Origin of the sequence: Candidatus Pantoea communis, assembly GCF_011752685.1 — a bacterium.
GTDB classification, from domain to species: domain Bacteria; phylum Pseudomonadota; class Gammaproteobacteria; order Enterobacterales; family Enterobacteriaceae; genus Pantoea; species Pantoea communis.
Genome location: NZ_VWXC01000008.1, coordinates 110,890 through 136,717 on the forward strand (window position 1 = coordinate 110,890; position 25,828 = coordinate 136,717).

Genomic DNA, 25,828 nt, shown 5'->3' on the forward strand with positions numbered 1-25,828 from the left:
GGACGTTTATTCCCCCGGCAACTCCAGCTTGCTGTAACCCAGTCCATTCATCTTCCGCACCCTGATCTGCACCGGAATACGTTCTTTCATCGCTTCAACGTGACTGATCACGCCGATGGTTTTACCGCTGGCGTTCAATGCGTCGAGGGCATCCAGCGCGGTGTCGAGTGTTTCGGCGTCCAGCGTGCCGAAGCCTTCATCAAGGAACAGCGATTCGATGCGCGTTTTGTGGCTGACCAAATCAGACAGCGCCAGCGCCAGTGCCAGACTCACCAGGAAGCTTTCGCCGCCGGACAGCGTGCGGGTATCGCGCGTGGCATCGGCCTGCCAGGTATCGACCACTTCCAGCTCCAGCTCATCGGTGACACGGCGTTGCAACAGGTAGCGTCCGTGTAAGCGATCCAGCTGACGGTTCGCCAGCCATACCAGATGATCGAGCGTTAATCCCTGGGCGAAGCGGCGGAATTTATCGCCTTTGGCTGAACCGATTAAATCATTCAGGCGACCCAGTTGCGTCAACTCCACCTCGTCATTGGCAATCTGCGTCAGTAATGATTGCTGCTGCTGACGCTGTTGGGCATCACTGTGCAACTGCTGCTGCGCTTCACCCTGCTGACGGGCATTGTCGCGCAGGGCCAGACGCAGGGATTCCAACTGTTCAGTGATACCCGCCGCCACTTCGTCACTTAGCGTGGCAGGGCGCTGTTGCTGATGGGCAGTGACGCGCTGCGCCAGCTGTTGGTGCAGGGTAATCTGCTGCTGACGCTGTTGCTCCAGGGCTTGCAGATGCTGGCGCAGATGCTGAATGTCCTGTTCGTCCAGCAACGCGCTGCGCAATGTCTGCTCGTCGGCGAAGTCGCTCTGCTGGAGTGCGCTGTTAAACGCCGTTTCTGCCGCCTGCATACGCAGATGCATGGCCTGAAGTTGGCTATCAATTTGCTCACACTGACCATTCAGGCTGTGCAGCTGGCTTTGTGCCTGCTGCCACAGTTGTAACTGCTGCGCCAGCGCCTGTTCGCACTGTTGCAGCAAGGCCTGCTGCTGCTGACGCGCAACGCTCACCTGACGATCGCCAAACAGTTGCTGACGCTGCTGCTGCTGTTCTGCGTGCTGCTGTTGCAGGCTGCTGAGCGCGTGCTGCAATGTCTCCAGCTGCTGCTGCTCGCGCGTCAGGTTGCTTTGCAGGTTGTTCTGCTCGCTGTCGGCTTTAACCAACTGCGGCTGTAACTCAGCCAGCAAGCGCTCACTCTGCTGCCAGGCTTGCCAGCGCTGCTGCAACGTAGCCAGCCAACTGGCACGGGCATCGCGTTCGGGCAGCGCAAACTGATGTGCCGTAAGCTGCTGTTCCAGCTGCTGCGCTAACTGCTGCCAGGCGCTATGTTCCTGAGTTTCCCGCTGATTAAGTTCATCCAGCGTTTGCTGCAGGTTGTTCAGTTGCTGTTGTGCCAGCAGTTGGGCGCTATGCTGCTGCTGCCACTGTTGTTGCTGTACCAGATGCGCGTCTTTGGCCTGTTGTAACGCTCGCGCCGCATTTTCGCGCTGCTGCAGTTGCTGCTGCTGCGTGGCTTCCTGCGCATCCTGCTGCTGTTGCCACGCCGTAAAGACTTCCTGCTGATCTAACGTGCAGGTAAGTGCCAGCTCACCGCTGAAAGCTTGCCACTGCTCGCGCGCCACCGCGAGTTGCTGTTCGAATTCGGCAATCTCCTGTTGCAGCACCTGCTGCTGCTGCAGCGACAGCTTGTGCTGTTCACTTTTCGCCGTGCCTGATTCTTTGAGCTTGTTAACCCGCGCTTCCTGTGCCGCCAGCCGCTGTTGGTTTTCACCCGGTTGTAATTGCTGATACTGCGCAATAGCCGGATGCTGGCACGAACCGCACAGCGGGCAGGGCTGATCGGGCTGCAGCCGGGCGCGTTCATCAGCCAACTGTGCAATGGTGCGCTCCAGCTCGCAGATTTTGCGCAGATCGAGCAGCGTCTGGTTCTCACGTTTGTAATCGTCGCGCAGTGCCTGCAAAGCACGTTCGTCTTGCTGATGCTGTTGCTGTAACAGCGTGAGTTTTTGTTGCCGCTGGTGCAACTGCGGCTGCAGCGACTGCCAGCGTGCCGCTAATAAGCTGAGCTGGTGGCGTGCCGCGCGCTGCTGTTGATGCTGTGTCAGCGCGTCACGCAGTGAGGTGCTGCTGATTTCAGTCTCAAGTGAAGTGAGTGCCTGCTCCGCTTGCTGACGTTGCTGGCTGGCCTGCGTCTCAGCCTGCTGCAGAGGTTGTAACCTGCGATTACCTTCGGCAATCGCCTGCTGCTGCTGGGTCAGTTGCGCGTTTTGCTGCTGCTGTTGCGCACGAAGTTGTGTCAGCGCCTGCTCGCGTTCATCGAAACGGGCGATATCAGCTTGCCAGCGCGTCAGTTCTGGCCCCCAGTCTGCTACCGCCGCTTCACGGCTGCGAAATGTCTGCTGTTCTGCCAGCTGCTGTTGTAAGCGCTCACGGGTTAGCAGATGCTGACTGAGCGCGATCTGGCTTTGCTGCACTGTCTGTGACTGTTGCGCATGCAGGCGCTGCTGCTCCGCCAACTGCTGTACGAGGCTGGCGAGCTGTTGGTCGAGCGGAATCACCTGTTCGGTAAGCAAGGTTTCCAGCTGCTGCTGATCGGCGAGTGCCTGCTCACGCGCCTGTTGTGCCGCCTGATAACTTTTTTCACCCTGCTGCAGCGCGGTTTGTGCATTTTGCTGCTGCGTGTGGAGCTGCTGTGCCTGCTGGGTTGCGAGCTGGTAATCTTGTTGCAACTGCTCACGCTGCTGAAGTTTTTCTCGCAGCTTTTCAGCCGGTTCCGCGCGCGCCAGGCGTTGGCGATCGCTCTCCGCCTGCTGCCATGCCTGTTCGGCATCCTGGTTCGCCTGTTCGACTTGCTGCTGCTCCTGCGCCAGCTGTTGCGAGTGCGTCAGCCACTGTTGTTGCTGTTGCGCTTGCTCAAGCTGCTCGCTCAGCGTTTTTTCCTGCGCCGTTAAGGCTTCAACCTGCTGCATCAGCTCTGTGCGACGCGTCTCATCCAGCAGCATCATGCCGCCAGCGCGGGCGCGCAGTGTCTCCAGATCGCTGCGTGCGGTGCGCCAGCGCTCGTAAATCTGCATCGAGATTTGGCCGTAAATTTCGGTGCCGGTGAGTTCTTCCAGCAGTTCGGCGCGTTCGCCCGGCCTGGCGTTGAGGAAGGCAGCGAACTGGCCTTGCGACAGCATCATTGAACGGGTGAAACGGTCAAAATCGAGGCCAGAAAGGGTTTCGATGAGCTTGAGTTTGTCACCCACCTTATCGGCCACAATCTGGTTATCCGCCACGCGCGCCAGCTCGACACGCGGTGCCTGCAATTTGCCATCCGCCTGGCCGCGTGCGCGGTTCTGGCTCCAGAAGGCGCGCCAGGCTTCGCCTTTGATCTCAAATTCCACTTCTGCCAGACATTCGGCGGTGTCGCGGGTGATCAGTTCGTTTTGTGTTTGCGACAGCACGCCAAGGCGCGGCGTCTGGTGATAGAGCGCCAGGCAGATAGCATCCAGCAGTGTGGTTTTCCCCGCGCCGGTCGCGCCGGTAATGGCAAACAATCCGTTGCTGGCAAAGGGTTCACGGCGGAAATCGATAAACCATTCACCGCGCAGCGCATTGAGGTTTTTAAAGCGTAACGTCAGGATTTTCATGCAGACGGGTTCTCCAGCGCGGCGAGGGTGGTGCGGAACAGTTGCGTGAGTTGCTCGGCTTGTTCGGCATCTAACTGATCTTCCTGCGCCAGACGGCGGGCGAACACTTCTTCGACTTTCAATTCGCTTAGCGTTTCATTATCCATGCGTGCCAGGCTGCGCTGACGCTGTTCGCGGCTGCGGCGTACCAGCAGCACTTCCACCGGTAGGGCTTCGGTCAGTTGCTCAACACGGCGCTGCAAATCGCTGAGATATTCTTGCGTGGTGATTTCAATATCGAGCCAGACGGGCTGCTCGCGATCTCCCTCGCTAAATTCGCCCAGCTGTTGTTCGATCTCCGCCATTGAGCCTTTCAACATCTGCATCGGCTGGAACTGCGGGATCGGGAGGGGAGTGACGCTATCCAGCTGAGCGCTGAACTCCAGCAGGAACACGCTCTTTTCGCGGCCCAGTTCGTCAAAACTGAGCGGAATCGGTGAGCCGCTGTAGCGAATATGTTCGCTATCGGCAATGCGCTGGGCACGGTGAATATGGCCAAGGGCAATGTAATCCGCGGCGGGAAACGCCTGCGCCGGGAAGGCATCCAGCGTGCCGATATAGATATCGCGCACCGAGTCGCTTTTCGTCACACCAACGGTGGTGAGATGACCGGTGGCAATGATGGGAAGTGCGCGATCTGCCCGCTCGGCCAGCGCTGCGGCATAACACTGCTGATAATGCTGCTCAATCGCTTCCAGCAGTGATATCTGCTTCTCGCGCCCGGATTGCCCCGCCTGGCTGCGCAAAATATCGCGCGGACGTAAATAGGGAATCGCGCACAGTAACGCGCCCGGCGTGCCATCGCGTTGATGCAGCGTCAGCACCTGCTGTTCGCCTTGTGGCGTGGCGCTGGTGATCACTCGCGTACTTAAACAGGCGAGTAACTCGCGTGATTCATTCAGGGTCGCGACGGAATCATGGTTGCCCGCCAGCACAATCAGCTCACAGTGCGTCGGCTGTAGCGCCACCACGAAGCGGTTAAACATTTCACGCGCATAGCTCGGTGGCGAACCGGTATCAAACAGGTCTCCCGCGATGATTAAGGCATCCACCTGATGCTGGGTAATCTGTGCCAGCAGCCAGTCCAGGAAGGCCTGATGCTCGGCCGCCCGGCTTTTGCTGTAAAAGAACTGACCGAGATGCCAATCCGCGGTGTGAATGATGCGCATGAATACTCCCTGCTTCGTTAAGCGAAGGCGAATTATAACCTCTTCAGATCGCAAAGAAAAAAAAGCGATAATCGTTGTCACATTTCTGTTTTTTAACTATTTATCATAGGTCGGGTTTTTCATAAAAGTGTCATAAAACTGACGCATAATGGCGCCGCAAATCCCAGTGACCTATTGTCACAAAAGCAGGAGTTATAATGGCTAAGCGCATTTTGGTTGTGGAAGACGAAGCTCCCATCCGTGAAATGTTATGTTTCGTGCTGGAACAGAATGATTACCAGCCTATTGAGGCAGAAGACTATGACAGCGCGATTGGTAAGCTGATCGAACCCTGGCCTGATTTAATTCTGCTGGATTGGATGTTGCCTGGCGGCAGCGGTATTCAGTTTATTAAACATTTGAAACGTGAAGCCATGACGCGCGACATCCCGGTGATGATGCTGACGGCACGCGGTGAAGAAGAGGATCGCGTACGCGGTCTGGAAGTCGGCGCCGATGACTACATCACTAAGCCTTTCTCACCGAAAGAGCTGATGGCACGTATCAAAGCGGTGATGCGCCGTATTTCACCGATGGCGGTGGAAGAGGTGATTGAGATGCAGGGCCTGAGCCTGGATCCTTCCTCACATCGCGTGATGTCGGAAAGTACCCCGCTGGAAATGGGGCCCACCGAATATAAATTACTGCACTTCTTTATGACGCACCCGGAGCGTGTTTACAGCCGCGAACAGCTGCTGAACCATGTATGGGGCACCAACGTCTACGTGGAAGATCGTACCGTTGATGTGCATATCCGTCGTTTACGTAAAGCACTGGAAGTATCTGGCCACGATCGCATGGTTCAAACCGTACGCGGAACAGGGTATCGTTTCTCTGCCCGCTACTAAACGGAGTCTTTTACCGTGCTGGAACGACTCTCCTGGAAGAGATTATTGACTGAGCTGGCGCTGGTCTGTTTGCCCGCGCTGGTGCTTGGTCTGTTGTTCGGTTATCTGCCCTGGCTACTGCTGATCGCGGTGTCGGGTGTGATGTTTTGGCACTTTAGAAATCTGATGCGTCTGTCGCACTGGCTGTGGGTCGATCGTTCCATGACGCCGCCCGCCGGTCGCGGTAGCTGGGAGCCCTTGTTCTACGGCTTGTACCAGATGCAACTGCGTAATCGCCGTCGACGTCGCGAGCTGGGTAACCTGATTAAGCGCTTTCGTAGCGGCGCGGAATCCCTGCCGGATGCAGTGATCCTGACCACCGAAGAGGGCACCATTTTCTGGTGCAACGGGCTGGCACAACAGCATCTCGGGCTGCGCTGGCCGGAAGATAATGGCCAGAACATCCTCAACTTGCTGCGCTATCCTGAGTTTTCCCGCTATATTCGCCAACGCGATTTTGACAAGCCGCTGACGCTGGTGCTGAACAATCAACATCATATGGAATTCCGTGTGATGCCCTATAGCGAAGGGCAGTGGTTGATGGTGGCGCGCGATGTCACCCAAATGCACCAGCTGGAAGGGGCGCGGCGTAACTTCTTTGCCAACGTCAGTCATGAACTGCGTACGCCGTTAACGGTGCTGCAGGGCTATCTGGAGATGATGGACGATGCGACGATGAACGAGCGCACGCGCGGCAAGGCGTTGCATACCATGCAGGAGCAAACGCGCCGCATGGATAGCCTGGTGAAACAGCTGCTGACTTTGTCACGTATCGAGGCCGCACCGGCTATCGATCTCAAAGAGACGGTGGATGTTCCGGGCATGCTGCAACTGTTGCAGCGCGAGGCGGAAACGCTGAGCCAGGGTCGGCACAGCATTCATTTCCGCACCGATCCGCACCTCAAAGTCTTCGGTAATGATGAACAGCTGCGCAGCGCCATTTCCAATCTGGTGTACAACGCGGTGAATCACACGCCGGAAGGGACGCGCCTCGATATTAGCTGGCTGCGTAACAAAGAGGGCGCGGAGTTCAAAGTGTGCGATAACGGACCGGGGATCAGCGAGGAGCATTTGCCGCGCCTCACCGAGCGTTTCTATCGGGTGGATAAAGCCCGATCGCGCGCCACCGGGGGCAGTGGCTTAGGGTTGGCGATCGTTAAGCATGCATTGAGCCACCATAATGCACGGCTGGAAATCACCAGTATTCCGCATCAGGAAACCTGTTTTAGTTTCGTGCTGCCGCCACGTTTGATTGTGGCGAAGAGCGTGCACAGTAAGGTCAGTTAAGCACGATGAAGTGGCGCAATTGATTGCGTGATGAATCGCGGCGCGACAGAATGTGCAGTTCAATGTTCCTGACCTGATTTGCGGAAGACCTGATGAGATCGCTGTTGCTGTTCACGTTGCTGCTGTGCTCTACGCTGGCACAAAGCCAACAAACCATGCTCACCGGCAATTTGAGCAGCGTCGGTTCCGACACCCTCGGCTATCTGATGACCTTATGGGGCGAGGATTTCAGCCGCCAGTCACCGGGCGTTAACGTTCAGGTACAGGCGGCTGGATCCTCAACCGCACCCACCGCGCTGGCGGCAGGCGCTGCCCAGCTCGGGGCGATGAGCCGCCCGATGCAAATTGATGAACGCCAACTGTTTACCACGCGCTACGGCTATCCCCCGCTGGCGGTGCCGGTGGCGATGGATGCGCTGGTGGTGGTGGTCAATCAGGACAACCCGCTAACGCGTATCGATCAACCGCAACTCGATGCCCTTTTCTCTGTCACTCGTCTGTGTGGTGCACACTCGGTGCCGCAGCACTGGGGCGATCTTGGCCTCAACCAGGGAGATTGGGCGCGACGCAGCATTCAGCGTTTTGGCCGTAATTCGGCATCAGGTACCTGGGGCTTCTTCAAACAGCAGGCGCTGTGTAAAGGGGATTTCCGCTCGGACGTCGCGGAGTTTCCCGGCTCGGCGGCGGTGGTGCAGGCCGTCGCGGCAACACCCAACAGCATTGGTTATGCCAGTTTTGGTTTTCACTTAAGCGGCGTGAAGATGGTGCCCATCGTCACTGCCAGCGGCGATAGCGTGATGCCGGACGCCGAAACCATTCGCAGCGGCCGCTATCCGTGGTCGCGTCCGCTCTATATTTACGTCAATAAAGCGCCGGGCAAACCGCTGCCGCCGCTGGTGAATGCGTTCCTGCATCAGGTGTTATCACCTGAAGGGCAGCGCCGGGTAACTGAAGCCGGTTATTTGCCACTTTCCGAAAGCCAGATGGCCCAGGCACGTGCCGCCATTGAGTAAAATGGAAGAACGAACATCCGATCATGAATTTTATTCATGTCACCTGAATTTTCTTCCATTGCCCAATTTGTTTCAGCATGTCACTCTTTCTGGACATATAGCCATCCAGATGGCTATAAATAACCAGATGAAATTATACCCTGACGCAATTATGCGTTTAGCCAGGAGTGAACATGCCACAACAACAACCGTTCCGTGCCGATACCGTCGGCAGTTTTCTGCGTCCTGCGGCGATCAAGCAAGCGCGCGTGCAGTTTGCCAATGGCGAGATCACGGCTGAGCAGCTGCGTCAGGTAGAAGATAAAGAAATCCGCCATGTGGTCGAGCAGCAACGCGCTAACGGCCTGCAAGTGGTCACCGACGGCGAGTTCCGTCGCGCCTGGTGGCACTTTGACTTCTTTGGCGATCTGCAAGGCGTTGAGCTATTTGAAGCGGAGCAGGGCATCCAGTTCAACGGCGTGCAAACCAAAGCGCACGGCGTGAAAGTTACCGGCAAGGTGGCCTTTAATCCACATCACCCGATGCTGGATCACTTCCGCTTCCTGAAAAGCATTGCGGGCGACGCCGTGGCGAAAATGACCATCCCAAGCCCAAGCGTGCTGCACTTCCGTGGTGGCCGTAAAGTGATCGATGCCACCGTCTATCCCGATCTGAAAGAGTACTTTGCTGACCTGGCGCAGACATACAAAGATGCGATCGCGGCTTTCTACGCGGCGGGCTGCCGTTTTCTGCAGCTGGATGACACTGTTTGGGCTTACCTGTGCTCTTCGGATCAGCAGCAGCAGATCCGTGAGCGCGGTGAAGATCCGCAGGAACTGGCGCGTATTTACGCTGAGGTGCTGAACAAAGCGCTGGAAGATAAACCGGCTGACCTGACCATTGGTCTGCATGTGTGCCGCGGCAACTTCCGCTCAACCTGGATTTCCGAAGGCGGCTATGAGCCGGTGGCCGAGATTCTGTTTGGTCAGGTGAATATCGATGCTTACTTCCTCGAATATGACAACGAGCGTTCCGGTGGTTTTGAGCCGCTGCGCTTTATCAAACCCGGCCATCAGCAAGTGGTATTGGGTCTGATCACGACTAAGAACGGTGAACTGGAAGATCCGGAGCAGGTGAAAGCGCGCCTGCAGGAAGCTTCTCAGTTTGTGAGCCTGAACCAGATTTGCCTCAGCCCACAATGTGGCTTTGCCTCGACAGAAGAGGGCAACAGCCTGACGGAAGCGCAGCAGTGGCAGAAGATTCGTCTGGTGGTCGATATCGCCAATCAGGTGTGGTGATGCTGTAAACTTGTGCAAACAGGCGCGTAAATCGCGCCTTTTGTGCATTTAAGAGCCCGGTTTTGCGAGGAGATCTCCCGTGATGCGGAAACTTTAAGCAAATCATCTGAGGTGTTTTCACGCTATTCCCCGCTGATACACTGCTTTGTGTCACTTTATTGTTATATCCTTCTGGTTTTCCGATCCCGTATTGCCTTTCTTCGCTATAAACGTTTTAATTTGCGCCGTTGTCGATTTATCCCTCTGCGAACAGAAGAAAAGTAGATTAAATCACCTGCGCTTTAACGATTAGGCCCGCATAACGCTCTGAACTCATCAGATAAGCCTTTGTTTTTGTGCATGCAGAGGACAACACGCACTCAACTTCCACCGCAACATCAGCTACAGGCAGTACAGAAGTTTATGACACATCGTTTAACCTCCAAGGATATCCTGGCGCTGGGCTTCATGACGTTTGCCCTGTTCGTAGGCGCAGGAAACATTATCTTTCCACCGATGGTGGGGATTCAGTCTGGCGAACACGTCTGGGTTGCCGCTTTCGGCTTTCTGATTACGGCCGTTGGCTTGCCGGTGATGACCGTTATCGCCCTGGCGCGCGTGGGCGGCGGCATTGATGCCCTCAGCTCGCCAATTGGTAAAGCCGCAGGTCTGCTGCTGGCAACGGTTTGCTATCTGGCAGTGGGCCCACTGTTCGCCACGCCGCGTACGGCGACCGTGTCGTTTGAAGTGGGGATTGCTCCGCTGACCGGTGATGGCGCGCTGCCGCTGTTTATCTACAGCCTGATTTATTTTGCGCTGGTGATTGGCATTTCCCTGTATCCTGGCAAATTGCTGGACACTGTCGGCCACTTCCTCGCTCCGCTGAAAATCGTGGCGCTGACCATTCTCGGTCTGGCAGCACTGCTGTGGCCGGCCGGTGGTATCGCGCCTGCTACGGCTGATTACCAGCGTGCGGCCTTCTCCAGCGGCTTCGTTAACGGCTATCTGACGATGGATACGCTGGGTGCGCTGGTGTTTGGTATTGTTATCGTCAATGCGGCACGTTCTCGCGGCGTTGAAGATGCGAAACTGCTGACCCGTTACACCATGCTGGCGGGCGTGATTGCCGGTGTTGGCTTGACGCTGGTTTACCTGAGCCTGTTCAAACTCGGTTCTGGCAGTGCTGGCCTGGTTGATCAGAATGCCAATGGTGCAGCGATTCTGCATGCGTATGTGCAGCAGACCTTTGGCGGCATGGGCAGCTTCTTCCTGGCAGCACTGATCTTCGTGGCCTGCATGGTGACGGCGGTTGGCCTGACCTGCGCCTGTGCGGAATTCTTTGCGCAATACCTGCCGTTGTCGTATAAGACGCTGGTGTTTATTCTGGGTCTGTTCTCCATGGTGGTGTCGAATCTCGGCCTGAGCCACCTGATTCAGATCTCCATTCCGGTGCTGACGGCGATTTATCCACCGTGCATCGTGCTGGTGGTGCTGAGCTTCACCCTGAAATGGTGGAATAAGAGCACGCGTATTATCGCGCCAACCATGCTGGTGAGTCTGCTGTTTGGCATCGTTGATGCCATCAAAACCACCAATTTTAAAGATGTGCTGCCGCTGTTTAGCCAGCATCTGCCACTGGCCGATCAGGGACTCTCCTGGTTGCCGCCATCGCTGGTGATGCTGGTGATTGCCGCGGTGGTCGATCGGGCAAAAGGACGCGAACAGGTCGCTGCCCACTCGTAATCGACATTGCTGTTAATTTCAACCACGGGCTTGCCCGTGGTTTTTTCATTTACAAGGTATTGATGTTATGCAAGAAACCAACAAGCTCAAACGCGGACTGAGCACGCGCCACATCCGTTTTATGGCGCTGGGATCGGCAATCGGTACCGGGCTGTTTTACGGCTCGGCGGATGCGATCAAAATGGCAGGCCCCAGCGTGCTGCTGGCGTACATCATCGGCGGTGCGGTGGCGTACATCATCATGCGTGCCTTGGGTGAGATGTCAGTGAATAACCCGCAGGCCAGCTCGTTTTCGCGCTACGCGCAGGACTATCTGGGGCCGTTAGCAGGTTACATCACCGGCTGGACCTACTGTTTTGAAATCCTGATTGTGGCGATTGCCGACGTGACGGCTTTTGGTATCTACATGGGCGTGTGGTTCCCGGAAGTACCGCACTGGATTTGGGTGCTGTCGGTGGTGCTGATTATCGGTGCCATTAACCTGATGAGCGTGAAGGTGTTTGGTGAAGTCGAGTTCTGGTTCTCCTTCTTCAAAGTCGCCACCATTATCATCATGATCATCGCCGGTTTTGGCATGATTTTCTGGGGCATCGGCAACGGCGGTCAGCCTACGGGTATCCATAACCTGTGGACCAACGGCGGCTTCTTCGCTCACGGCATTGTCGGCATGCTGCTGTCACTGCAAATGGTGATGTTTGCCTATGGCGGCATTGAAATTATCGGTATCACCGCCGGTGAAGCGGAAGAGCCTGAGAAGTCGATTCCGCGCGCCATCAACTCGGTTCCGCTGCGCATTCTGGTGTTCTATGTCGGCACGCTGTTTGTCATCATGTCGATCTATCCGTGGAACCAGGTTGGCACCTCCGGCAGTCCTTTTGTGCTGACTTTCCAGCATCTGGGCATTGCAGCGGCGGCATCGATTCTTAACTTTGTGGTATTGACGGCGTCACTGTCGGCGATCAACAGCGATGTGTTTGGCGTCGGGCGTATGTTGCACGGCATGGCGCAGCAGGGCCATGCGCCGAAGATGTTCCAGAAGGTCTCGGATCGCGGAATTCCGTGGGTCACTGTGCTGGTGATGATGGTGGCGATGCTTATCGCCGTGTATCTCAACTACCTGATGCCGGAAAAAGTGTTCCTGGTGATCGCCTCGCTGGCGACCTTCGCCACGGTGTGGGTGTGGATCATGATTCTGCTGTCGCAAATCGCGTTTCGCCGCAAAATTGGCAAAGAGCAGGCGGGTAAATTGCAATTCGCCTTGCCTGGTGGCAGCAAAACTGCCTGGTTTGGCGTGGCTTTCCTGATGTTTATCATTGCCTTGATCGGTTATTTCCCTGACACGCGCGTGTCGCTGTATGTTGGCTTCGCGTGGATTGTGCTGCTGTTGCTGGCCTGGCCGCTGGCGAAAAAGCGGAAAGCCTGATCATTCTGATGCGCATCACGGGTGGAATGTTTGCCCGTTAAGCGTGGAAGGATAGGTTGTGTTCAGGGCGGGAGAGATTCCCGCCCTGAGCTTTTAAGTATGATGAAAAGCGCAGGACGAAGCACGACTACCAGTTGCTACCCAACGCAATCTCTCCGCCCGCCGGGCTCAGGTGATTGTCATCATAATAGAGCGGCAATCCTCCGCTGGTGATCAAACAACCCTGCTCATTACACAGATTCTCTCGCAGCGATAACACGCGTACGCCTTGTTGCTTATAGCGCTGCAATAATTTCTCCACGGCCTCTTCCGGGAACTGGAACAATCTGGTGCGCTCAGAGAGCAGCGGCGGAGCTTCCCACTTGCTCAGCCAGGCGCTCAGTTCGCGACGAATCGGAATGTTACGGTTATTGCTGTAGCGCAGCGGGTCAACGTCCACTGAAGGCGCATCCTCTATTACCGTGACCTTTTTGCCCGCCTTAGTCAGCTGAGCCACCACGCGATCCATACCCGCTTGCAGCGCCTCAAGATTACTCTTTTCAGGATGATCGGTTTCGCGGAAACCGGCACCTGGCAACAGGCTCATACCCGATGCCCAATAGGCGCTGATTACCACTTCGTCCACCTTGTCGCTCAGCACCATCTTCAGCACTTCCTGATTAAAGGTGATGCATTGTTGCGCATGATGTGGCATTTGGCTCACCACGCGTGTGGCACCAATCAGGAACGGACAGGAGGCTTTGGTGAGTTGATACAGCGGTTTATGCTGACGTTGTGCATAGCCCGACACCGAAGCACGCAGTGCGGCAGCGTGACTGTCGCCAATTAAGGCGATACCGGGGCGATCGGTGTTTGGATGACACTCCTCATGCCCGGAGGGCAGGTTTGCCCCGTAATCAAGCAAGCACGGATTACGCTGCGCCGAAATTTTCCAGCTGTCCGCATTCACGACGAGTTCACTAACCCGCGATTTCATGCCCCCGGTTTGCCACAACAGCAGCATCGCACCCGCCGCAATCAGGGATGAGGCACAGTAGCCGGGGATCACCCAACGCGTGCCCATGCGCGTCTGGCGGAAGGGTTGCTCGACAAAGCGCCACGAAAACCAGGCCAGACCCAGCACTGCGCCGCAAATCATCAAACCTTGCCAGACGGTAAGGGGGTGATCGCTACAGATGCGCGCCAGACTTAGCAGCGGCCAGTGCCACAGGTACCAGGAATAAGAGATCTTGCCGATAAAGCGCATCAGCGGATTTTCTAACAGTAACTGGTTAAGCTCGCTGCGCGCACCGATCATCAGGCAACCCGCCAGTACGGGAATGATCGCCAACCAGCCCGGAAATTGGCTATGGCTACTAAGCAACAGGCTGGCGGCGATGATCATCACCCAGCCCAGCAGATTGAGCAGGCTGGCCGCTCGGCCGGTGAGGGGGTGTGGTTTCCACAGCGCCAGCAGCACACCGGCACCGAGTTCCCAGGCGCGGGTTGGCAACAGATAAAAGGCATGGGTGGTGGCAAACGGTGTGATCCCGATACAGGCCACCAAAGAGATCACACTCAGTATCAGTACCACAGAGCGCATCGAACGTTTGAGTCGTACGGCCAAAAGCAGAATGAATGGCAGCACAATATAGAACTGTTCTTCTATTCCCAATGACCAGGTCATGAGCAGGGGATTTAAATCGGAATCGGTACTGAAATAGTCACCGCTCTTGAGTAGCAGCATATTAGGTACGGCGATAAATACCGCCAGGCTGTATTTGGCCAGCTGGCTGAACTCTAGCGGTGAGAGCAGGATGAAGCCCAGTAGCAGCAATATCGTCATCATGAAAAATAACGCGGGAGCGATACGTTTAATGCGGCGTAAATAGAATTGATAAAATGAGAAGCGACCCTCGGATATTTCCTTGCTGATAATACCGCCGATCAGAAAGCCGGAAATAACAAAGAAGAGGTCGACACCAATAAAGCCACCCTGCAGCGAGGTGACGCCGGAGTGAAAGAGTACCACCAGAATGATGGCGACGGCGCGCAGGCCGTCAATATCCGCCCGATAACGGTGAGAGGCATTCGCAGTCATAATTTAACCCAGAAGTTAGGATAAGAATGGTTATGCGTTCCAGAAAAAATAAATCGGCGCATCCTGTCGCCGAAAAAAGTTACAAAGGAGAAAAATGGGTATTACAAGGGATGATTGACGCTGACAGAATACGCGCTTTTAGCCGCTAAATATCAGGGCGGAAGAAAATTAGAATAATCGCAGATTAAGGTGGTGTTTGTATTTACACCGCTGAAGCATAAATAGCGAAAAGATAAGCCCGGATTATCCTTCAGGCTTATCTTTCATGATGTGGTGAATCGGCTACAGGCTGATATGCGCGGGTAACAGTGCTTTGAGCTGAGGGTAGATAACGCTATTGGCGAGCAGCACAGGATTGCCCTGCTGCAGACCGTTGTGACCAAGGTAATCATTGGTTATGCCGCCGGCCTCACGCATCAATACAATACCGGGTAAACCGTCCCACGGATTCATATGCGCTTCGTAATAACCAATTAAACGACCAGCGGCGGCCCAGGCACTCATTAATGCGCCAGAGCCATTACGGATGAACATCCCGCCCTGTGACAGCAAGCCACCAATAAAGGCTGTCAGCGGCTCTACCGGCTGACTGTTCGAACTGCTGATGCCGAGCACGCCCTGATTGAGATGCTGAGCGCTGTGCGCCTGAATGCGCTTTTCATTGACCCAGGCACCTTTACCGCGACAGGCATGGAAGGTCTCATGATGGTTGGGATCGCAGACCACGCCAATTACCGGCTCATTTTCACAGACAATCGCCAGTGACACGCACCAGTTATGTAATCCATTCAGGAAGTTACTGGTGCCATCAATCGGGTCAATCACCCAGACAAAGCGCGCACCGGTAGTTTCACCACCGCTCTCTTCACCCAGCACAGCATCATCGGGAAAGCGTTCGTAAATCAGGTGCTTGACCAATTCTTCCACGTTGCGATCGGCTTCGCTGACCACATCCTGTAAATCCTTTTTATGCTCAATCACCAGTTGATGACGCTGCTGATACCAGGATAAAGCGCGGCTGGCTGCGGTTTTGGCGACATCACAGGCAAAGTGATAACGCGCGTCAAGTTCGGTTAGCGTAGCTGATGACATCTTTCCCTCTTATCATTTTCTGGCAAACGAAGTGACAAAAAACGCCGAAACAGGCGACCTGGCGGTGTGACCTACTTAACAAAAGTTAAGAAAGGTTTCATTAAGCCGCAGATGACTGCGGCTGGCAAGAGGCGTAAATGCTGGGATTGTGAAAAAAAGGCGGATTAGAGTTGCTGCTGACGTGCGGCTTCCATCAGGCGCGGATAAAACTGGAAGAACAGCGGTTCAAGTTGCTGATAATGATCGACGAAATCCTGATAGGAGTCGCGCAGCGCCGCCAGACGCGGACGGCGGTGTGCCATACCGCTCAATACGCGGGCCAGCCGCGTTGGTTCGGCATAGTGCTCAAACCAGCGCTCGCACCACATCACCGAATTGAGTTCGATGAATCCTTCTGGCGTGCCGGGCAGTTGCGGCATGATTTCACGCTCGGCTGCCGCCGTGAACGCGACCAGCGATTGGGAAGGGTGCAGCTGGTCCCAGTGCAGCGCGAGGAAGTGATCCCAGATGACATCCAACGTGATGGGCGCAACGCGACGAGTTTCAGCGCGAAAGAATTGCCGCGCTTCACGCACTTCCGGCAGGTTATCCGTCAAAACATCCAGTCGGCGATGCATAGCGATGCCCGCCACAACCGGTTCCGGCCATTGCGATTGCACATTGCCGCGCACGAAGTCGGCCATCAGATTGCCCAGCAGTGAGCTGTCTGCCAGCTGTGCGAGGTGAAGGTGAGCGAGAAAGTTCATGGCGCATTATAGGCAGAATCACAGATATGCAGCCAGTTGTTCAGAATTTGCCGCTTTTCCGCTAAACTATGCCGCCTGTTTTTTGAGTCCTGAAAGAAGTGATGCATGCGTGTAGCCGATTTTGCTTTTGAGTTGCCAGAATCTTTGATCGCCCACTATCCGCAGGCGCAGCGCAGCGGTTGCCGCTTGCTGGCGCTGGATGGCCCAAGTGGGGCGTTAAGCCATGAAGTGTTTACCGACGTACTGGATAAACTCAATCCGGGCGACCTGCTGGTGTTTAACAATACCCGCGTTATTCCGGCGCGTGTCTTCGGCCGAAAAGCCAGTGGCGGCAAAATCGAGATGCTGGTAGAGCGCATGCTGGATGACAAACGCGTGCTGGCGCACGTGCGTGCCTCAAAAGCGCCGAAGCCGGGTGCAGAGCTGCTGCTGGGCGATGACGAAAGCGTCAAAGCCACCATGGTCGCGCGCCACGATACGCTGTTTGAAATCGAATTTGCGGATGACCGCGCAGTGCTGGATATCCTTAACAGCGTCGGCCATATGCCGTTGCCGCCGTATATTGATCGTCCGGACGAAGAAGCGGATCGCGAACTTTATCAAACCGTTTACAGTGCGCGTCCGGGTGCGGTAGCCGCACCGACCGCCGGTTTGCATTTTGATGAACCGTTGCTGGACGCGCTTCGCGCGAAAGGCATCGAAATGGCATTTGTCACGCTGCACGTTGGCGCAGGTACCTTCCAGCCGGTGCGCGTCGAGAACATCAATGACCACATCATGCACTCTGAGTATGCCGAAGTGCCGCAGGATGTGGTGGATGCGGTGCTGGCGTGTAAAGCGCGTGGCAACAAAGTGGTCGCGGTGGGCACCACCTCCGTGCGTTCTCTGGAGAGCGCGGCGCAGGCGGCTCAGGATGCGCTGATTGCACCCTTCTTCGACGACACGCAGATCTTCATCTATCCGGGCTATCACTATCAGGTGATTGATGCGCTGATCACCAACTTCCATCTGCCGGAATCGACGCTGATTATGCTGGTGTCAGCATTTGCCGGTTACAAAAATACCATGGCGGCTTACCAAAGCGCGGTGGCAGAGCAGTACCGTTTCTTTAGCTACGGGGATGCCATGTACATCACCCGTAATCCACAGGCTCCTGACGAAGTGGTTGGAGCTTAATAATCAGACTGTTTCTCTGATTATCTAATGAGGTCAATGTGAAATTTGAATTAGATACCACCGACGGGCGCGCGCGCCGTGGCCGTTTGGTGTTCGATCGTGGTGTGGTGGAAACCCCGGCATTCATGCCTGTGGGCACCTACGGCACCGTGAAGGGCATGACGCCGGAAGAAGTGAAAGACACCGGTGCGCAGATCCTGCTCGGTAATACCTTCCACCTGTGGCTGCGCCCGGGCCAGGAGATCATGAAACTGCACGGTGACCTGCACGATTTCATGAACTGGCAGGGACCGATCCTCACTGACTCCGGCGGCTTCCAGGTGTTCAGCCTCGGTGACATTCGTAAGATCACCGAAGCGGGCGTGCATTTCCGTAACCCGATCAACGGCGACCCGATTTTCCTCGATCCGGAAAAATCGATGGAAATTCAGTACGACCTCGGTTCAGACGTGGTGATGATTTTCGACGAGTGTACGCCGTATCCAGCAGACTGGGATTACGCCAAACGTTCGATGGAGATGTCACTGCGTTGGGCGCAGCGTAGCCGCGATCGCTTTGATTCACTCGGGAATAAAAATGCGCTGTTCGGCATTATTCAGGGCGGTGTTTACGAAGATTTACGAGATGTCTCGGTTAAAGGTCTGGTAGATATCGGCTTTGATGGGTACGCTGTGGGCGGCCTGGCGGTGGGTGAACCTAAAGAGGACATGCACCGTATCCTGGAACACGTCTGTCCGCAAATTCCGCAAGATAAACCGCGTTATTTGATGGGCGTCGGCAAGCCAGAAGATCTGGTGGAAGGCGTTCGCCGCGGTATCGATATGTTTGACTGCGTCATGCCAACGCGTAATGCGCGTAATGGTCACCTGTTTGTGACCGATGGCGTGGTGAAAATCCGTAACGCCAGGTATAAAGATGACACGGCAACGCTGGATGCGGAGTGTGATTGTTACACCTGTCGCAATTATAGCCGCGCCTACTTGTATCATCTTGATCGTTGTAACGAAATACTGGGCGCACGTCTGAATACGATTCACAATCTGCGCTATTACCAGCGTCTGATGGCGGGTTTACGTAAGGCCATCGAAGAGGGTAAATTAGAGCACTTTGTTAGCGAGTTCTACCAACGGACGGGTAAAGCGGTTCCACCGTTAAACGTCTGATAATTCTATCAATGAGGGAAATTTAATGAGCTTTTTCATTTCTGACGCCGTTGCCGCAGCAGGCGCTCCGTCTCAGGGAAGTCCTTATTCTCTGGTGATCATGCTGGTGGTGTTTGGTCTGATCTTCTATTTCATGATTCTGCGCCCGCAGCAGAAACGTTCTAAAGATCACAAGAAGCTGATGGATTCCATCTCTAAAGGTGATGAAGTGTTGACCAGCGGTGGCCTGGTAGGTCGTGTGACCAAAGTGGCTGACAACGGCTACGTTTCTATCGCCCTGAACGACACCACTGAAGTAGTTGTAAAACGTGATTTCGTGGCCGCCGTTCTGCCGAAAGGTACTATGAAGGCGCTGTAATTTTTTCTTCCCGAAGGGAACTGCCGTGTTAAACCGTTATCCTTTGTGGAAGTACATCATGCTGGTCGTCGTGATTCTCGTCGGCCTGCTCTATGCGCTTCCTAACCTTTATGGAGAGGATCCGGCCGTTCAGATCACTGGTGCGCGCGGTGGCGCCGCCAGTGAACAGACGTTGGATCAGGTCCAGACTTTATTAAAACAAGATAATATCCAGAGCAAATCCCTCGCTCTGGAAAATGGCGCCATTCTGGCCCGTTTTGACAATCAGGATGCACAGCTGCGCGCGCGTGATGCCATCACTACCGCGTTGGGCGACAACTATGTTGTGGCACTCAACCTCGCGCCGGCAACCCCGCGCTGGCTGACCATGCTGGCTGCACAGCCGATGAAACTCGGTCTTGATCTGCGTGGCGGCGTACACTTCCTGATGGAAGTGGATATGGATACCGCTCTGGGCAAGCTGCAAGAGCAGAATGCCGATGGCCTGCGCAGTGACCTGCGCGACAAAAGCATCCCGTATACCAACGTCAATAAAATCGCTAACTACGGTGTAGAAGTGCGTTTCCGCGACGGTGCCAGCCGTGATGCGGCGATCAGCTACCTGTCACCGCGTCATCGCGATCTGGTGATCTCCAGCGTCGGCAGCGATACGCTGCGTGCGGTGATGACCGATGCGCGTCTGAGCGAAGCCCGTGAGTATGCGGTTCAGCAGAACATCAATATCTTGCGTAACCGTGTGAACCAGCTTGGCGTTGCCGAGCCACTGGTGCAGCGTCAGGGTTCTGACCGCATCGTGGTGGAACTGCCGGGTATTCAGGACACGGCGCGTGCCAAAGAGGTTCTGGGTGCCACTGCGACCCTGGAATTCCGTCTGGTAAACACCACCGTTGATCCAACTGCCGCGGCGAGTGGCCGTGTGCCGGGTGATTCGGAAGTGAAAGAGACGCGTGAAGGCCAGCCAGTGGTTCTGTACAAGCGTGTGATTCTGACCGGTGACCATATTACCGATTCGACGTCCAGCATGGACGAGTACAACCAGCCGCAGGTGAACATTTCACTGGATGGCGCGGGCGGTAACATGATGTCGAACTTCACCAAGGACAACATCGGTAAAGCGATGGCGACCCTGTTTGTGGAGTACAAGGACAGCGGTAAGAAAGACGCCAACGGTCGTGCAATCCTGGTGAAACAGGAACAAGTGATTAACGTGGCGAACATTCAGTCGCGCCTCGGTAACAGCTTCCGCATCACCGGTATCAACAACCCGAACGAAGCCCGTCAGCTGTCGCTGCTGCTGCGTGCCGGTGCGTTGATCGCGCCAATTCAGATTGTGGAAGAGCGTACCATTGGTCCAACGATGGGCCAGCAGAACATCACTCAGGGTCTCGAAGCCTGCTTGTGGGGTCTGATCGCGTCCATTCTGTTTATGGTGGTGTTCTATAAGAAATTTGGTTTGATTGCGACCAGCGCGCTGCTGTGCAACCTGGTGCTGATTGTCGGCATCATGTCACTGCTGCCGGGTGCGACCCTCACCATGCCGGGGATTGCCGGTATCGTGTTGACGCTGGCGGTTGCTGTCGATGCCAACGTGTTGATTAACGAACGTATTAAAGAAGAACTGCGTAACGGACGCTCGGTACAGCAGGCGATTCACGAAGGCTACAAAGGCGCCTTCTCCAGTATCGTCGACGCCAACGTCACTACGCTGATCAAAGTTATCATTCTTTATGCGGTCGGTACCGGCTCCATTAAAGGCTTTGCGATCACCACCGCTATCGGTATCGCGACCTCAATGTTCACCGCTATCGTCGGCACCCGTGCCATCGTTAACCTGGTTTACGGCGGCAAACGCATCAACAAGCTGTCCATCTGAGGAGTGCGTTGTGGCACAGGAATATAGTATTGAGCAGCTGAACCACGGGCGTAAGGTCGTCGACTTTATGCGCTGGGATACGCTGGCATTCATCATCTCCGGTCTGCTGATTGTGGCGTCTATCGCCATTATCGGTGTGCGAGGCTTCAACTGGGGCCTCGACTTTACCGGCGGAACGGTGATTGAGATTAACCTGGAAAAACCGGCCGATCTGGACGCACTGCGTGAAGGTTTGTTGAAAGCGGGCTTCCAGGAGCCGCTGGTGCAGAACTTTGGCAGCAGCCGTGACGTGATGGTGCGTATGCCGCCAGCCACTGGTGCAGCAGGTCAGGAACTCGGCAACAAAGTGGTGTCGTCGATTAACCAGACCACGCAACAGAACGCCACGGTGAAGCGCATTGAGTTCGTCGGCCCAAGCGTGGGTAGCGATCTGGCGCAGGCCGGTGCGATGGCGCTGCTCTCGGCACTGATTGCGATTCTGATCTATATCGGCTTCCGCTTTGAGTGGCGTCTGGCGCTGGGCACTGTGCTGGCACTGGCGCATGACGTCATCATCACCTGCGGCATTCTGGCGTTGTCACACATCGAGATCGACCTGACGATTGTCGCGTCACTGATGTCGGTGATTGGTTACTCGCTTAACGATAAAATCGTGGTTTCCGACCGTATTCGTGAGAACTTCCGCAAGATCCGTCGCGGCTCCTCTTACGACATCACCAACGTGTCGCTGACCCAAACGTTGAGCCGTACCCTGATCACCTCGCTGACCACGCTGGCGATGATTCTGATCCTGTTCATCTTTGGTGGCGCGCTGCTGAAAGGCTTCTCGCTGACCATGCTGATCGGTGTCACCATCGGTACCGTTTCATCTATCTATGTTTCTTCTGCTCTGGCGCTGAAACTGGGTATGAAGCGTGAACACATGCTGGTGCAGAAAGTGGAGAAAGAGGGCGCAGATCAGCCTTCGATCCTGCCTTAATTCTGCTGATGAAATGAAACGGGCTGCCTAAGGGCAGCCCGTTTTTTTATGCCTGCTGATCAGGGCGCGGTTTTGGTGGCTGCTGTGCTCTGCACATCATGCACGCGCACAAAGCCGAGTTGCTCCGGCGTCAGTCCGCTCAGGCGCAGCGGCACTGTTACCGAACTGCGTGGCATCAGACTCGCCTCAACCTGAATGGTCTGGCTCAGACTCTCCGCATTCAGCGGTTTGCCACTGGCTGGATCCAGCTCACCCCATACCACGGTGGCGCTCAGCGCGGGGATCGGCTGGTCATCGGTGGAACGGATATTCAGGTTGGCGCGACTACCACTGGCTTCCCCCTCGACGCGAGACAGTGACAGGCGCAATTTGCCCACCTGCGTCTGTAACTCGACGGGAGTGTTGGCTTGCGGCAATAGCCATGCCCCCTGGGTCGATTGCCCATTGAGTTGACCCTGAGTTTCCAGCGCCGTTGCCTGATTGGTGAGCTTGCGCATCTGCTGGTTAAGCTGGCTGACTTCCTGATGTAACTCTTTGACCTGCGGTGAAGTCGGCGTTGAACTACAACCACTGAGCACCAGCAGCGAAAGTGCGGCGGGCGCCCAAAACGTCCTGATCGTCATGCATTGTCCTTTCTGTTATTTCGGAATACGTAATACCTGGCCGGGGTAGATCTTATCAGGATGCGTCAGCATTGGCTTGTTTGCTGCGAAAATCTTGTTGTATTCATTGGGATTCCCGTAGAGCTGTTTGGAAATCGCACTCAGGGTGTCGCCTTTTTTCACCGTGTAGAATTCCGCTTTTGGTGCACTGTCGGTCACGGTGACCTTGTCATCGACCTTGGTAATCCCTGCCACGTTGCCGGCGGCCACCAGGATTTTCTCCTTCAGCTCCTGTGAAATGCCATCACCGCTCACGGTAACGGTGTCGCCTTGCACATCGACTTTGACTTTATCGCTGTCAGGTAAGCCGAGTTGATTAATATGATCCTGTAGTTTTTTGCTGGGATCGTCAGCGCCGGTGACGGCATCCCATAACTTTTCACCTGCTTCTTTCACGAAATTGAACAGACCCATGTGACCTCCTGCAAATGTGCCGGATTGGCTGTTTAAGCTTAGTGGCTTTTCATGTTTACAGAGCGTGACATCCTGCGTCTGTGAGCCGGGCGGTGATTCGGTCGCGTGTATTCAGTTGCTTTGAAGATCGCGCTACACTGTGTGGCCTATTTATCTCGCGACAGGAAACGTCATGCATTGCCCCTTCTGCTCCGCTGTGGACACCAAAGTGATTGATTCTCGCCTGGTCAGTGAAGGTTCATCGGTGCGTCGCCGCCGCCAGTGTCTGGTGTGCCATGAGCGTTTTACCACCTTTGAAGTGGCTGAGCTGGTGATGCCGCGCGTGGTGAAAAGCAACGATGTGCGTGAACCCTTTAACGAAGATAAGCTCGCCAGCGGCATGATGAAGGCGCTGGAGAAGCGCCCGGTGAGCGCCGATGCGGTGGATAACGCCGTCAACCACATTAAAACGCAACTGCGGGCCACCGGCGAACGCGAAATTCCCAGCAAGCTGGTCGGTAATCTGGTGATGGAAGAGCTGAAGAAACTCGATAAAGTCGCCTATATCCGTTTTGCTTCTGTATACCGCAGTTTCGAAGATATCCGTGATTTTGGCGAAGAGATCGCCCGCTTACAGGACTAAGCCATGACTGACGAACGCTACATGGCGCGCGCGCTGGAACTGGCGCGTCGCGGACGTTTTACCACCACACCTAATCCTAATGTTGGCTGCGTGATTGTACGCGACGACGAGATTGTCGGCGAAGGCTGGCATCACCGTGCGGGCGAGCCGCATGCTGAAGTGCACGCGCTGCGCATGGCGGGTGAAAAAGCTAAAGGCGCAACCGCCTATGTCACGCTGGAGCCCTGCAGCCATCATGGCCGCACGCCGCCGTGTTGCGATGCGTTGATCGCTGCGGGCGTCAGTCGCGTGGTGGCGGCAATGCAGGATCCCAATCCGCAAGTGGCGGGACGCGGCTTGTATCGTTTGCAGCAGGCCGGCATTGAAGTCAGCCACGGCTTAATGATGAGCGAAGCGGAAGCATTGAATCGTGGTTTTCTGAAACGTATGCGCACTGGCTTCCCGTGGATTCAGCTCAAACTCGGCGCATCCCTTGATGGGCGCACCGCGATGGCCAGTGGCGAAAGTCAGTGGATCACCTCGGCGGCGGCAAGGCGCGATGTGCAACAATTACGTGCCCAGAGTTCGGCTATTCTTACCTCGAGTGCCACAGTGCTGGCAGACGATCCGTCATTAACGGTGCGCTGGGGCGAACTGAATGAAGATGCACGCCAGCAGCTGGATGAAGCCACGCTGCGTCAGCCGATTCGCGTGGTGATTGATAGCCAGCAGCGTGTGACGCCGCAACATCGACTGATGAGTCAGCCGGGTGAAACCTGGCTGATGCGTAGTGAAATCGATCAGCAAACCTGGCCAGACAGCGTCAGCCAGATTGCGGTGCCGCTGCGCGGAGAGCAACTGGATCTGGTGGCGATGATGATGTTACTCGGCCAGCGGCAGATTAACTCGGTGTGGGTCGAAGCCGGTGCCGGTTTAGCCGGTGCGCTGTTGCAGGTTGGATTGGTCGATGAACTGATTGTCTATGTGGCACCGAAACTACTGGGCAATGCGGCACGCGGTCTGTGTGAGCTGCCTGGACTGGAACAATTGGCTGATGCGCCAGAGCTGAAGTTCAGCGATGTGCGCAGGGTTGGCGCGGACCTGCGGCTTACCCTGACGCCCGCTTAAGCACCGACTGAAAAGCCTGAGCGCGTCGCCGAAGAGTATGATAGAATCCGCCCCCTTCTGCGGGGCCATAAATCAAACACCCAAAGGATATGTATGAAAGTTATCGAAGCTCCTGTTGCCACGCCTGATGCTCACATTGCCATCGTTATTGCGCGTTTTAACAACTTCATTAATGACAGCCTGCTGGATGGCGCGGTGGATGCGCTGAAGCGTATTGGCCAGGTCAAAGCAGAAAACATCACTGTGGTTTGGGTTCCAGGCGCTTACGAACTGCCATTGGCAGCGCGCGCACTGGCGAAAGCCGGTAAGCACGACGCGATCGTGGCGCTGGGAACCGTGATCCGTGGCGGCACCGCCCACTTCGAATATGTGGCAGGTGAAGCCAGTTCTGGCATTGCCAACGTGGCGATGACCAGCGAAATTCCGGTGACTTTCGGCGTGTTAACCACCGAAAACATCGAGCAGGCGATTGAACGCGCCGGCACTAAAGCAGGTAATAAAGGCGCCGAAGCGGCCCTGACTGCACTCGAAATGATTAACGTATTGAAAGCCATCAAAGCCTGATTTTTGGAAGGGGAATTTTGTGAAACCTGCTGCTCGTCGTCGCGCCCGTGAGTGCGCTGTCCAGGCGCTTTACTCCTGGCAGCTGTCGAACAACGACATTGCCGATGTGGAATACCAGTTTCTGGCGGAACAAGACGTCAAAGACGTCGATATTAGCTATTTCCGCGAATTGCTGGCCGGTGTGGCGACTAACAGCGCGTACCTGGACGGTCTGATGAAGCCTTACCTGTCACGTCAGCTGGAAGAGCTGGGTCAGGTAGAAAAAGCCATTCTGCGTCTTTCGCTGTATGAGCTGAGCAAACGTTCTGATGTGCCTTATAAAGTGGCCATCAACGAAGGCATCGAACTGGCCAAAGTGTTTGGCGCCGAAGACAGCCACAAGTTTGTCAACGGCGTGCTGGATAAAGCAGCCCCACAAATTCGACCCAATAAAAAATAAATGCGAAAGGCCG

At 55.5% G+C, this 25,828-nt stretch carries 22 protein-coding genes; 15 read left to right on the top strand and 7 right to left on the bottom strand.

The window, feature by feature from the left end:
- Positions 1–6 precede the first annotated feature (6 nt).
- A complete protein-coding gene (locus F3J37_RS12570) occupies positions 7–3,684 on the bottom strand; it encodes an AAA family ATPase (protein WP_166933694.1) in 3,678 nt (1,225 codons plus the stop codon).
- Positions 3,681–4,892, bottom strand: coding sequence for an exonuclease subunit SbcD (gene sbcD / locus F3J37_RS12575; protein WP_166933695.1), 1,212 nt, complete (start codon positions 4,890–4,892; stop codon positions 3,681–3,683). The genes F3J37_RS12570 and sbcD overlap by 4 nt, the downstream gene beginning before the upstream one ends.
- 197 nt (positions 4,893–5,089) lie before the next feature.
- On the opposite strand from sbcD, the gene phoB reads away from it, so the two are divergent.
- The 6 genes from phoB to proY all read left to right on the top strand — a co-directional run bounded on the left by phoB (position 5,090) and on the right by proY (position 12,540).
- Positions 5,090–5,779, top strand: a complete 690-nt coding sequence (phoB, locus tag F3J37_RS12580) for a phosphate response regulator transcription factor PhoB (RefSeq protein WP_034830536.1) — start codon at positions 5,090–5,092, stop codon at positions 5,777–5,779.
- A 15-nt stretch (positions 5,780–5,794) separates the two neighbouring features.
- Positions 5,795–7,105, top strand: coding sequence for a phosphate regulon sensor histidine kinase PhoR (phoR, locus tag F3J37_RS12585; protein ID WP_160867947.1), 1,311 nt, complete (start codon positions 5,795–5,797; stop codon positions 7,103–7,105).
- A 92-nt stretch (positions 7,106–7,197) separates the two neighbouring features.
- On the top strand, positions 7,198–8,118 hold the full coding sequence (locus F3J37_RS12590; RefSeq protein ID WP_045833908.1) for a PstS family phosphate ABC transporter substrate-binding protein: 921 nt from the start codon (positions 7,198–7,200) through the stop codon (positions 8,116–8,118).
- A 173-nt stretch (positions 8,119–8,291) separates the two neighbouring features.
- Positions 8,292–9,395 carry a cobalamin-independent methionine synthase II family protein gene (locus F3J37_RS12595; protein WP_058961453.1) on the top strand — a complete coding sequence of 368 codons (1,104 nt, stop codon included), beginning with the start codon at positions 8,292–8,294 and terminating at the stop codon, positions 9,393–9,395.
- 402 nt (positions 9,396–9,797) lie between these two features.
- Positions 9,798–11,117, top strand: a complete 1,320-nt coding sequence (gene brnQ, locus F3J37_RS12600; protein ID WP_097117509.1) for a branched-chain amino acid transporter carrier protein BrnQ — start codon at positions 9,798–9,800, stop codon at positions 11,115–11,117.
- A gap of 67 nt (positions 11,118–11,184) precedes the next feature.
- Positions 11,185–12,540, top strand: a complete 1,356-nt coding sequence (gene proY / locus F3J37_RS12605) for a proline-specific permease ProY (protein WP_166933696.1) — start codon at positions 11,185–11,187, stop codon at positions 12,538–12,540.
- 127 nt (positions 12,541–12,667) lie between these two features.
- Here the strand turns inward: proY and F3J37_RS12610 are convergent, their stop codons facing one another.
- The 3 genes from F3J37_RS12610 to F3J37_RS12620 all read right to left on the bottom strand — a co-directional run bounded on the left by F3J37_RS12610 (position 12,668) and on the right by F3J37_RS12620 (position 16,458).
- A complete protein-coding gene (locus F3J37_RS12610) occupies positions 12,668–14,620 on the bottom strand; it encodes an acyltransferase family protein (protein WP_166933697.1) in 1,953 nt (650 codons plus the stop codon).
- A gap of 282 nt (positions 14,621–14,902) precedes the next feature.
- On the bottom strand, positions 14,903–15,712 hold the full coding sequence (locus F3J37_RS12615; protein WP_097117506.1) for an inositol monophosphatase family protein: 810 nt from the start codon (positions 15,710–15,712) through the stop codon (positions 14,903–14,905).
- Between the two features lie 164 nt (positions 15,713–15,876).
- A complete protein-coding gene (locus tag F3J37_RS12620; protein ID WP_166933698.1) occupies positions 15,877–16,458 on the bottom strand; it encodes an ACP phosphodiesterase in 582 nt (193 codons plus the stop codon).
- A 105-nt stretch (positions 16,459–16,563) separates the two neighbouring features.
- Between F3J37_RS12620 and queA the strand changes: the two genes are divergently transcribed.
- Genes queA through secF form a run of 5 tightly spaced genes read left to right on the top strand, consistent with a single transcriptional unit; the run spans position 16,564 to position 22,007 of the window.
- Positions 16,564–17,634, top strand: coding sequence for a tRNA preQ1(34) S-adenosylmethionine ribosyltransferase-isomerase QueA (gene queA / locus F3J37_RS12625; RefSeq protein ID WP_058961447.1), 1,071 nt, complete (start codon positions 16,564–16,566; stop codon positions 17,632–17,634).
- Positions 17,635–17,672: 38 nt separating this feature from the next.
- Entirely contained in the window at positions 17,673–18,797 is a 1,125-nt protein-coding gene (tgt, locus tag F3J37_RS12630; RefSeq protein WP_038648613.1) for a tRNA guanosine(34) transglycosylase Tgt, read from the top strand.
- Positions 18,798–18,822: 25 nt separating this feature from the next.
- A complete protein-coding gene (yajC, locus tag F3J37_RS12635; protein ID WP_034831018.1) occupies positions 18,823–19,155 on the top strand; it encodes a preprotein translocase subunit YajC in 333 nt (110 codons plus the stop codon).
- Positions 19,156–19,180: 25 nt separating this feature from the next.
- Positions 19,181–21,028 carry a protein translocase subunit SecD gene (secD, locus tag F3J37_RS12640; protein ID WP_166933700.1) on the top strand — a complete coding sequence of 616 codons (1,848 nt, stop codon included), beginning with the start codon at positions 19,181–19,183 and terminating at the stop codon, positions 21,026–21,028.
- 10 nt (positions 21,029–21,038) lie between these two features.
- Positions 21,039–22,007, top strand: a complete 969-nt coding sequence (gene secF / locus F3J37_RS12645; protein ID WP_166933702.1) for a protein translocase subunit SecF — start codon at positions 21,039–21,041, stop codon at positions 22,005–22,007.
- A gap of 59 nt (positions 22,008–22,066) precedes the next feature.
- On the opposite strand, the gene F3J37_RS12650 is transcribed toward secF, so the two are convergent.
- Together F3J37_RS12650 and lysM are read right to left on the bottom strand one after the other, a co-directional pair.
- Entirely contained in the window at positions 22,067–22,630 is a 564-nt protein-coding gene (locus tag F3J37_RS12650; RefSeq protein ID WP_166933704.1) for a SadB/YajI family lipoprotein, read from the bottom strand.
- Between the two features lie 15 nt (positions 22,631–22,645).
- Positions 22,646–23,083, bottom strand: coding sequence for a peptidoglycan-binding protein LysM (gene lysM, locus F3J37_RS12655; RefSeq protein WP_166933706.1), 438 nt, complete (start codon positions 23,081–23,083; stop codon positions 22,646–22,648).
- Between the two features lie 172 nt (positions 23,084–23,255).
- On the opposite strand from lysM, the gene nrdR reads away from it, so the two are divergent.
- The 4 genes from nrdR (at position 23,256) to nusB (ending at position 25,815) form a co-directional block, all read left to right on the top strand.
- Complete coding sequence (gene nrdR / locus F3J37_RS12660) at positions 23,256–23,705, top strand: transcriptional regulator NrdR (protein WP_034831027.1); 450 nt, start codon at positions 23,256–23,258, stop codon at positions 23,703–23,705.
- Positions 23,706–23,708: 3 nt separating this feature from the next.
- Positions 23,709–24,812, top strand: a complete 1,104-nt coding sequence (gene ribD, locus F3J37_RS12665) for a bifunctional diaminohydroxyphosphoribosylaminopyrimidine deaminase/5-amino-6-(5-phosphoribosylamino)uracil reductase RibD (RefSeq protein WP_166933708.1) — start codon at positions 23,709–23,711, stop codon at positions 24,810–24,812.
- A 93-nt stretch (positions 24,813–24,905) separates the two neighbouring features.
- A complete protein-coding gene (gene ribH / locus F3J37_RS12670; RefSeq protein ID WP_034831031.1) occupies positions 24,906–25,376 on the top strand; it encodes a 6,7-dimethyl-8-ribityllumazine synthase in 471 nt (156 codons plus the stop codon).
- Between the two features lie 19 nt (positions 25,377–25,395).
- The gene (gene nusB / locus F3J37_RS12675; RefSeq protein ID WP_038648596.1) at positions 25,396–25,815 is read left to right on the top strand and encodes a transcription antitermination factor NusB; all 420 of its coding nucleotides are present in this window, start codon (positions 25,396–25,398) and stop codon (positions 25,813–25,815) included.
- Positions 25,816–25,828: the final 13 nt, after the last annotated feature.

What these genes read in the sequence shown, in the direction of transcription:
- F3J37_RS12570 (WP_166933694.1), bottom strand. Translation starts at nt 3,684, where the DNA reads ATGAAAATCCTGACGTTACGCTTTAAAAACCTCAATGCGCTGCGCGGT.
- sbcD (WP_166933695.1), bottom strand. Translation starts at nt 4,892, where the DNA reads ATGCGCATCATTCACACCGCGGATTGGCATCTCGGTCAGTTCTTTTAC.
- phoB (WP_034830536.1), top strand. Translation starts at nt 5,090, where the DNA reads ATGGCTAAGCGCATTTTGGTTGTGGAAGACGAAGCTCCCATCCGTGAA.
- F3J37_RS12590 (WP_045833908.1), top strand. Translation starts at nt 7,198, where the DNA reads ATGAGATCGCTGTTGCTGTTCACGTTGCTGCTGTGCTCTACGCTGGCA.
- F3J37_RS12595 (WP_058961453.1), top strand. Translation starts at nt 8,292, where the DNA reads ATGCCACAACAACAACCGTTCCGTGCCGATACCGTCGGCAGTTTTCTG.
- brnQ (WP_097117509.1), top strand. Translation starts at nt 9,798, where the DNA reads ATGACACATCGTTTAACCTCCAAGGATATCCTGGCGCTGGGCTTCATG.
- proY (WP_166933696.1), top strand. Translation starts at nt 11,185, where the DNA reads ATGCAAGAAACCAACAAGCTCAAACGCGGACTGAGCACGCGCCACATC.
- F3J37_RS12610 (WP_166933697.1), bottom strand. Translation starts at nt 14,620, where the DNA reads ATGACTGCGAATGCCTCTCACCGTTATCGGGCGGATATTGACGGCCTG.
- F3J37_RS12615 (WP_097117506.1), bottom strand. Translation starts at nt 15,712, where the DNA reads ATGTCATCAGCTACGCTAACCGAACTTGACGCGCGTTATCACTTTGCC.
- F3J37_RS12620 (WP_166933698.1), bottom strand. Translation starts at nt 16,458, where the DNA reads ATGAACTTTCTCGCTCACCTTCACCTCGCACAGCTGGCAGACAGCTCA.
- queA (WP_058961447.1), top strand. Translation starts at nt 16,564, where the DNA reads ATGCGTGTAGCCGATTTTGCTTTTGAGTTGCCAGAATCTTTGATCGCC.
- yajC (WP_034831018.1), top strand. Translation starts at nt 18,823, where the DNA reads ATGAGCTTTTTCATTTCTGACGCCGTTGCCGCAGCAGGCGCTCCGTCT.
- F3J37_RS12650 (WP_166933704.1), bottom strand. Translation starts at nt 22,630, where the DNA reads ATGACGATCAGGACGTTTTGGGCGCCCGCCGCACTTTCGCTGCTGGTG.
- lysM (WP_166933706.1), bottom strand. Translation starts at nt 23,083, where the DNA reads ATGGGTCTGTTCAATTTCGTGAAAGAAGCAGGTGAAAAGTTATGGGAT.
- nrdR (WP_034831027.1), top strand. Translation starts at nt 23,256, where the DNA reads ATGCATTGCCCCTTCTGCTCCGCTGTGGACACCAAAGTGATTGATTCT.
- ribD (WP_166933708.1), top strand. Translation starts at nt 23,709, where the DNA reads ATGACTGACGAACGCTACATGGCGCGCGCGCTGGAACTGGCGCGTCGC.
- ribH (WP_034831031.1), top strand. Translation starts at nt 24,906, where the DNA reads ATGAAAGTTATCGAAGCTCCTGTTGCCACGCCTGATGCTCACATTGCC.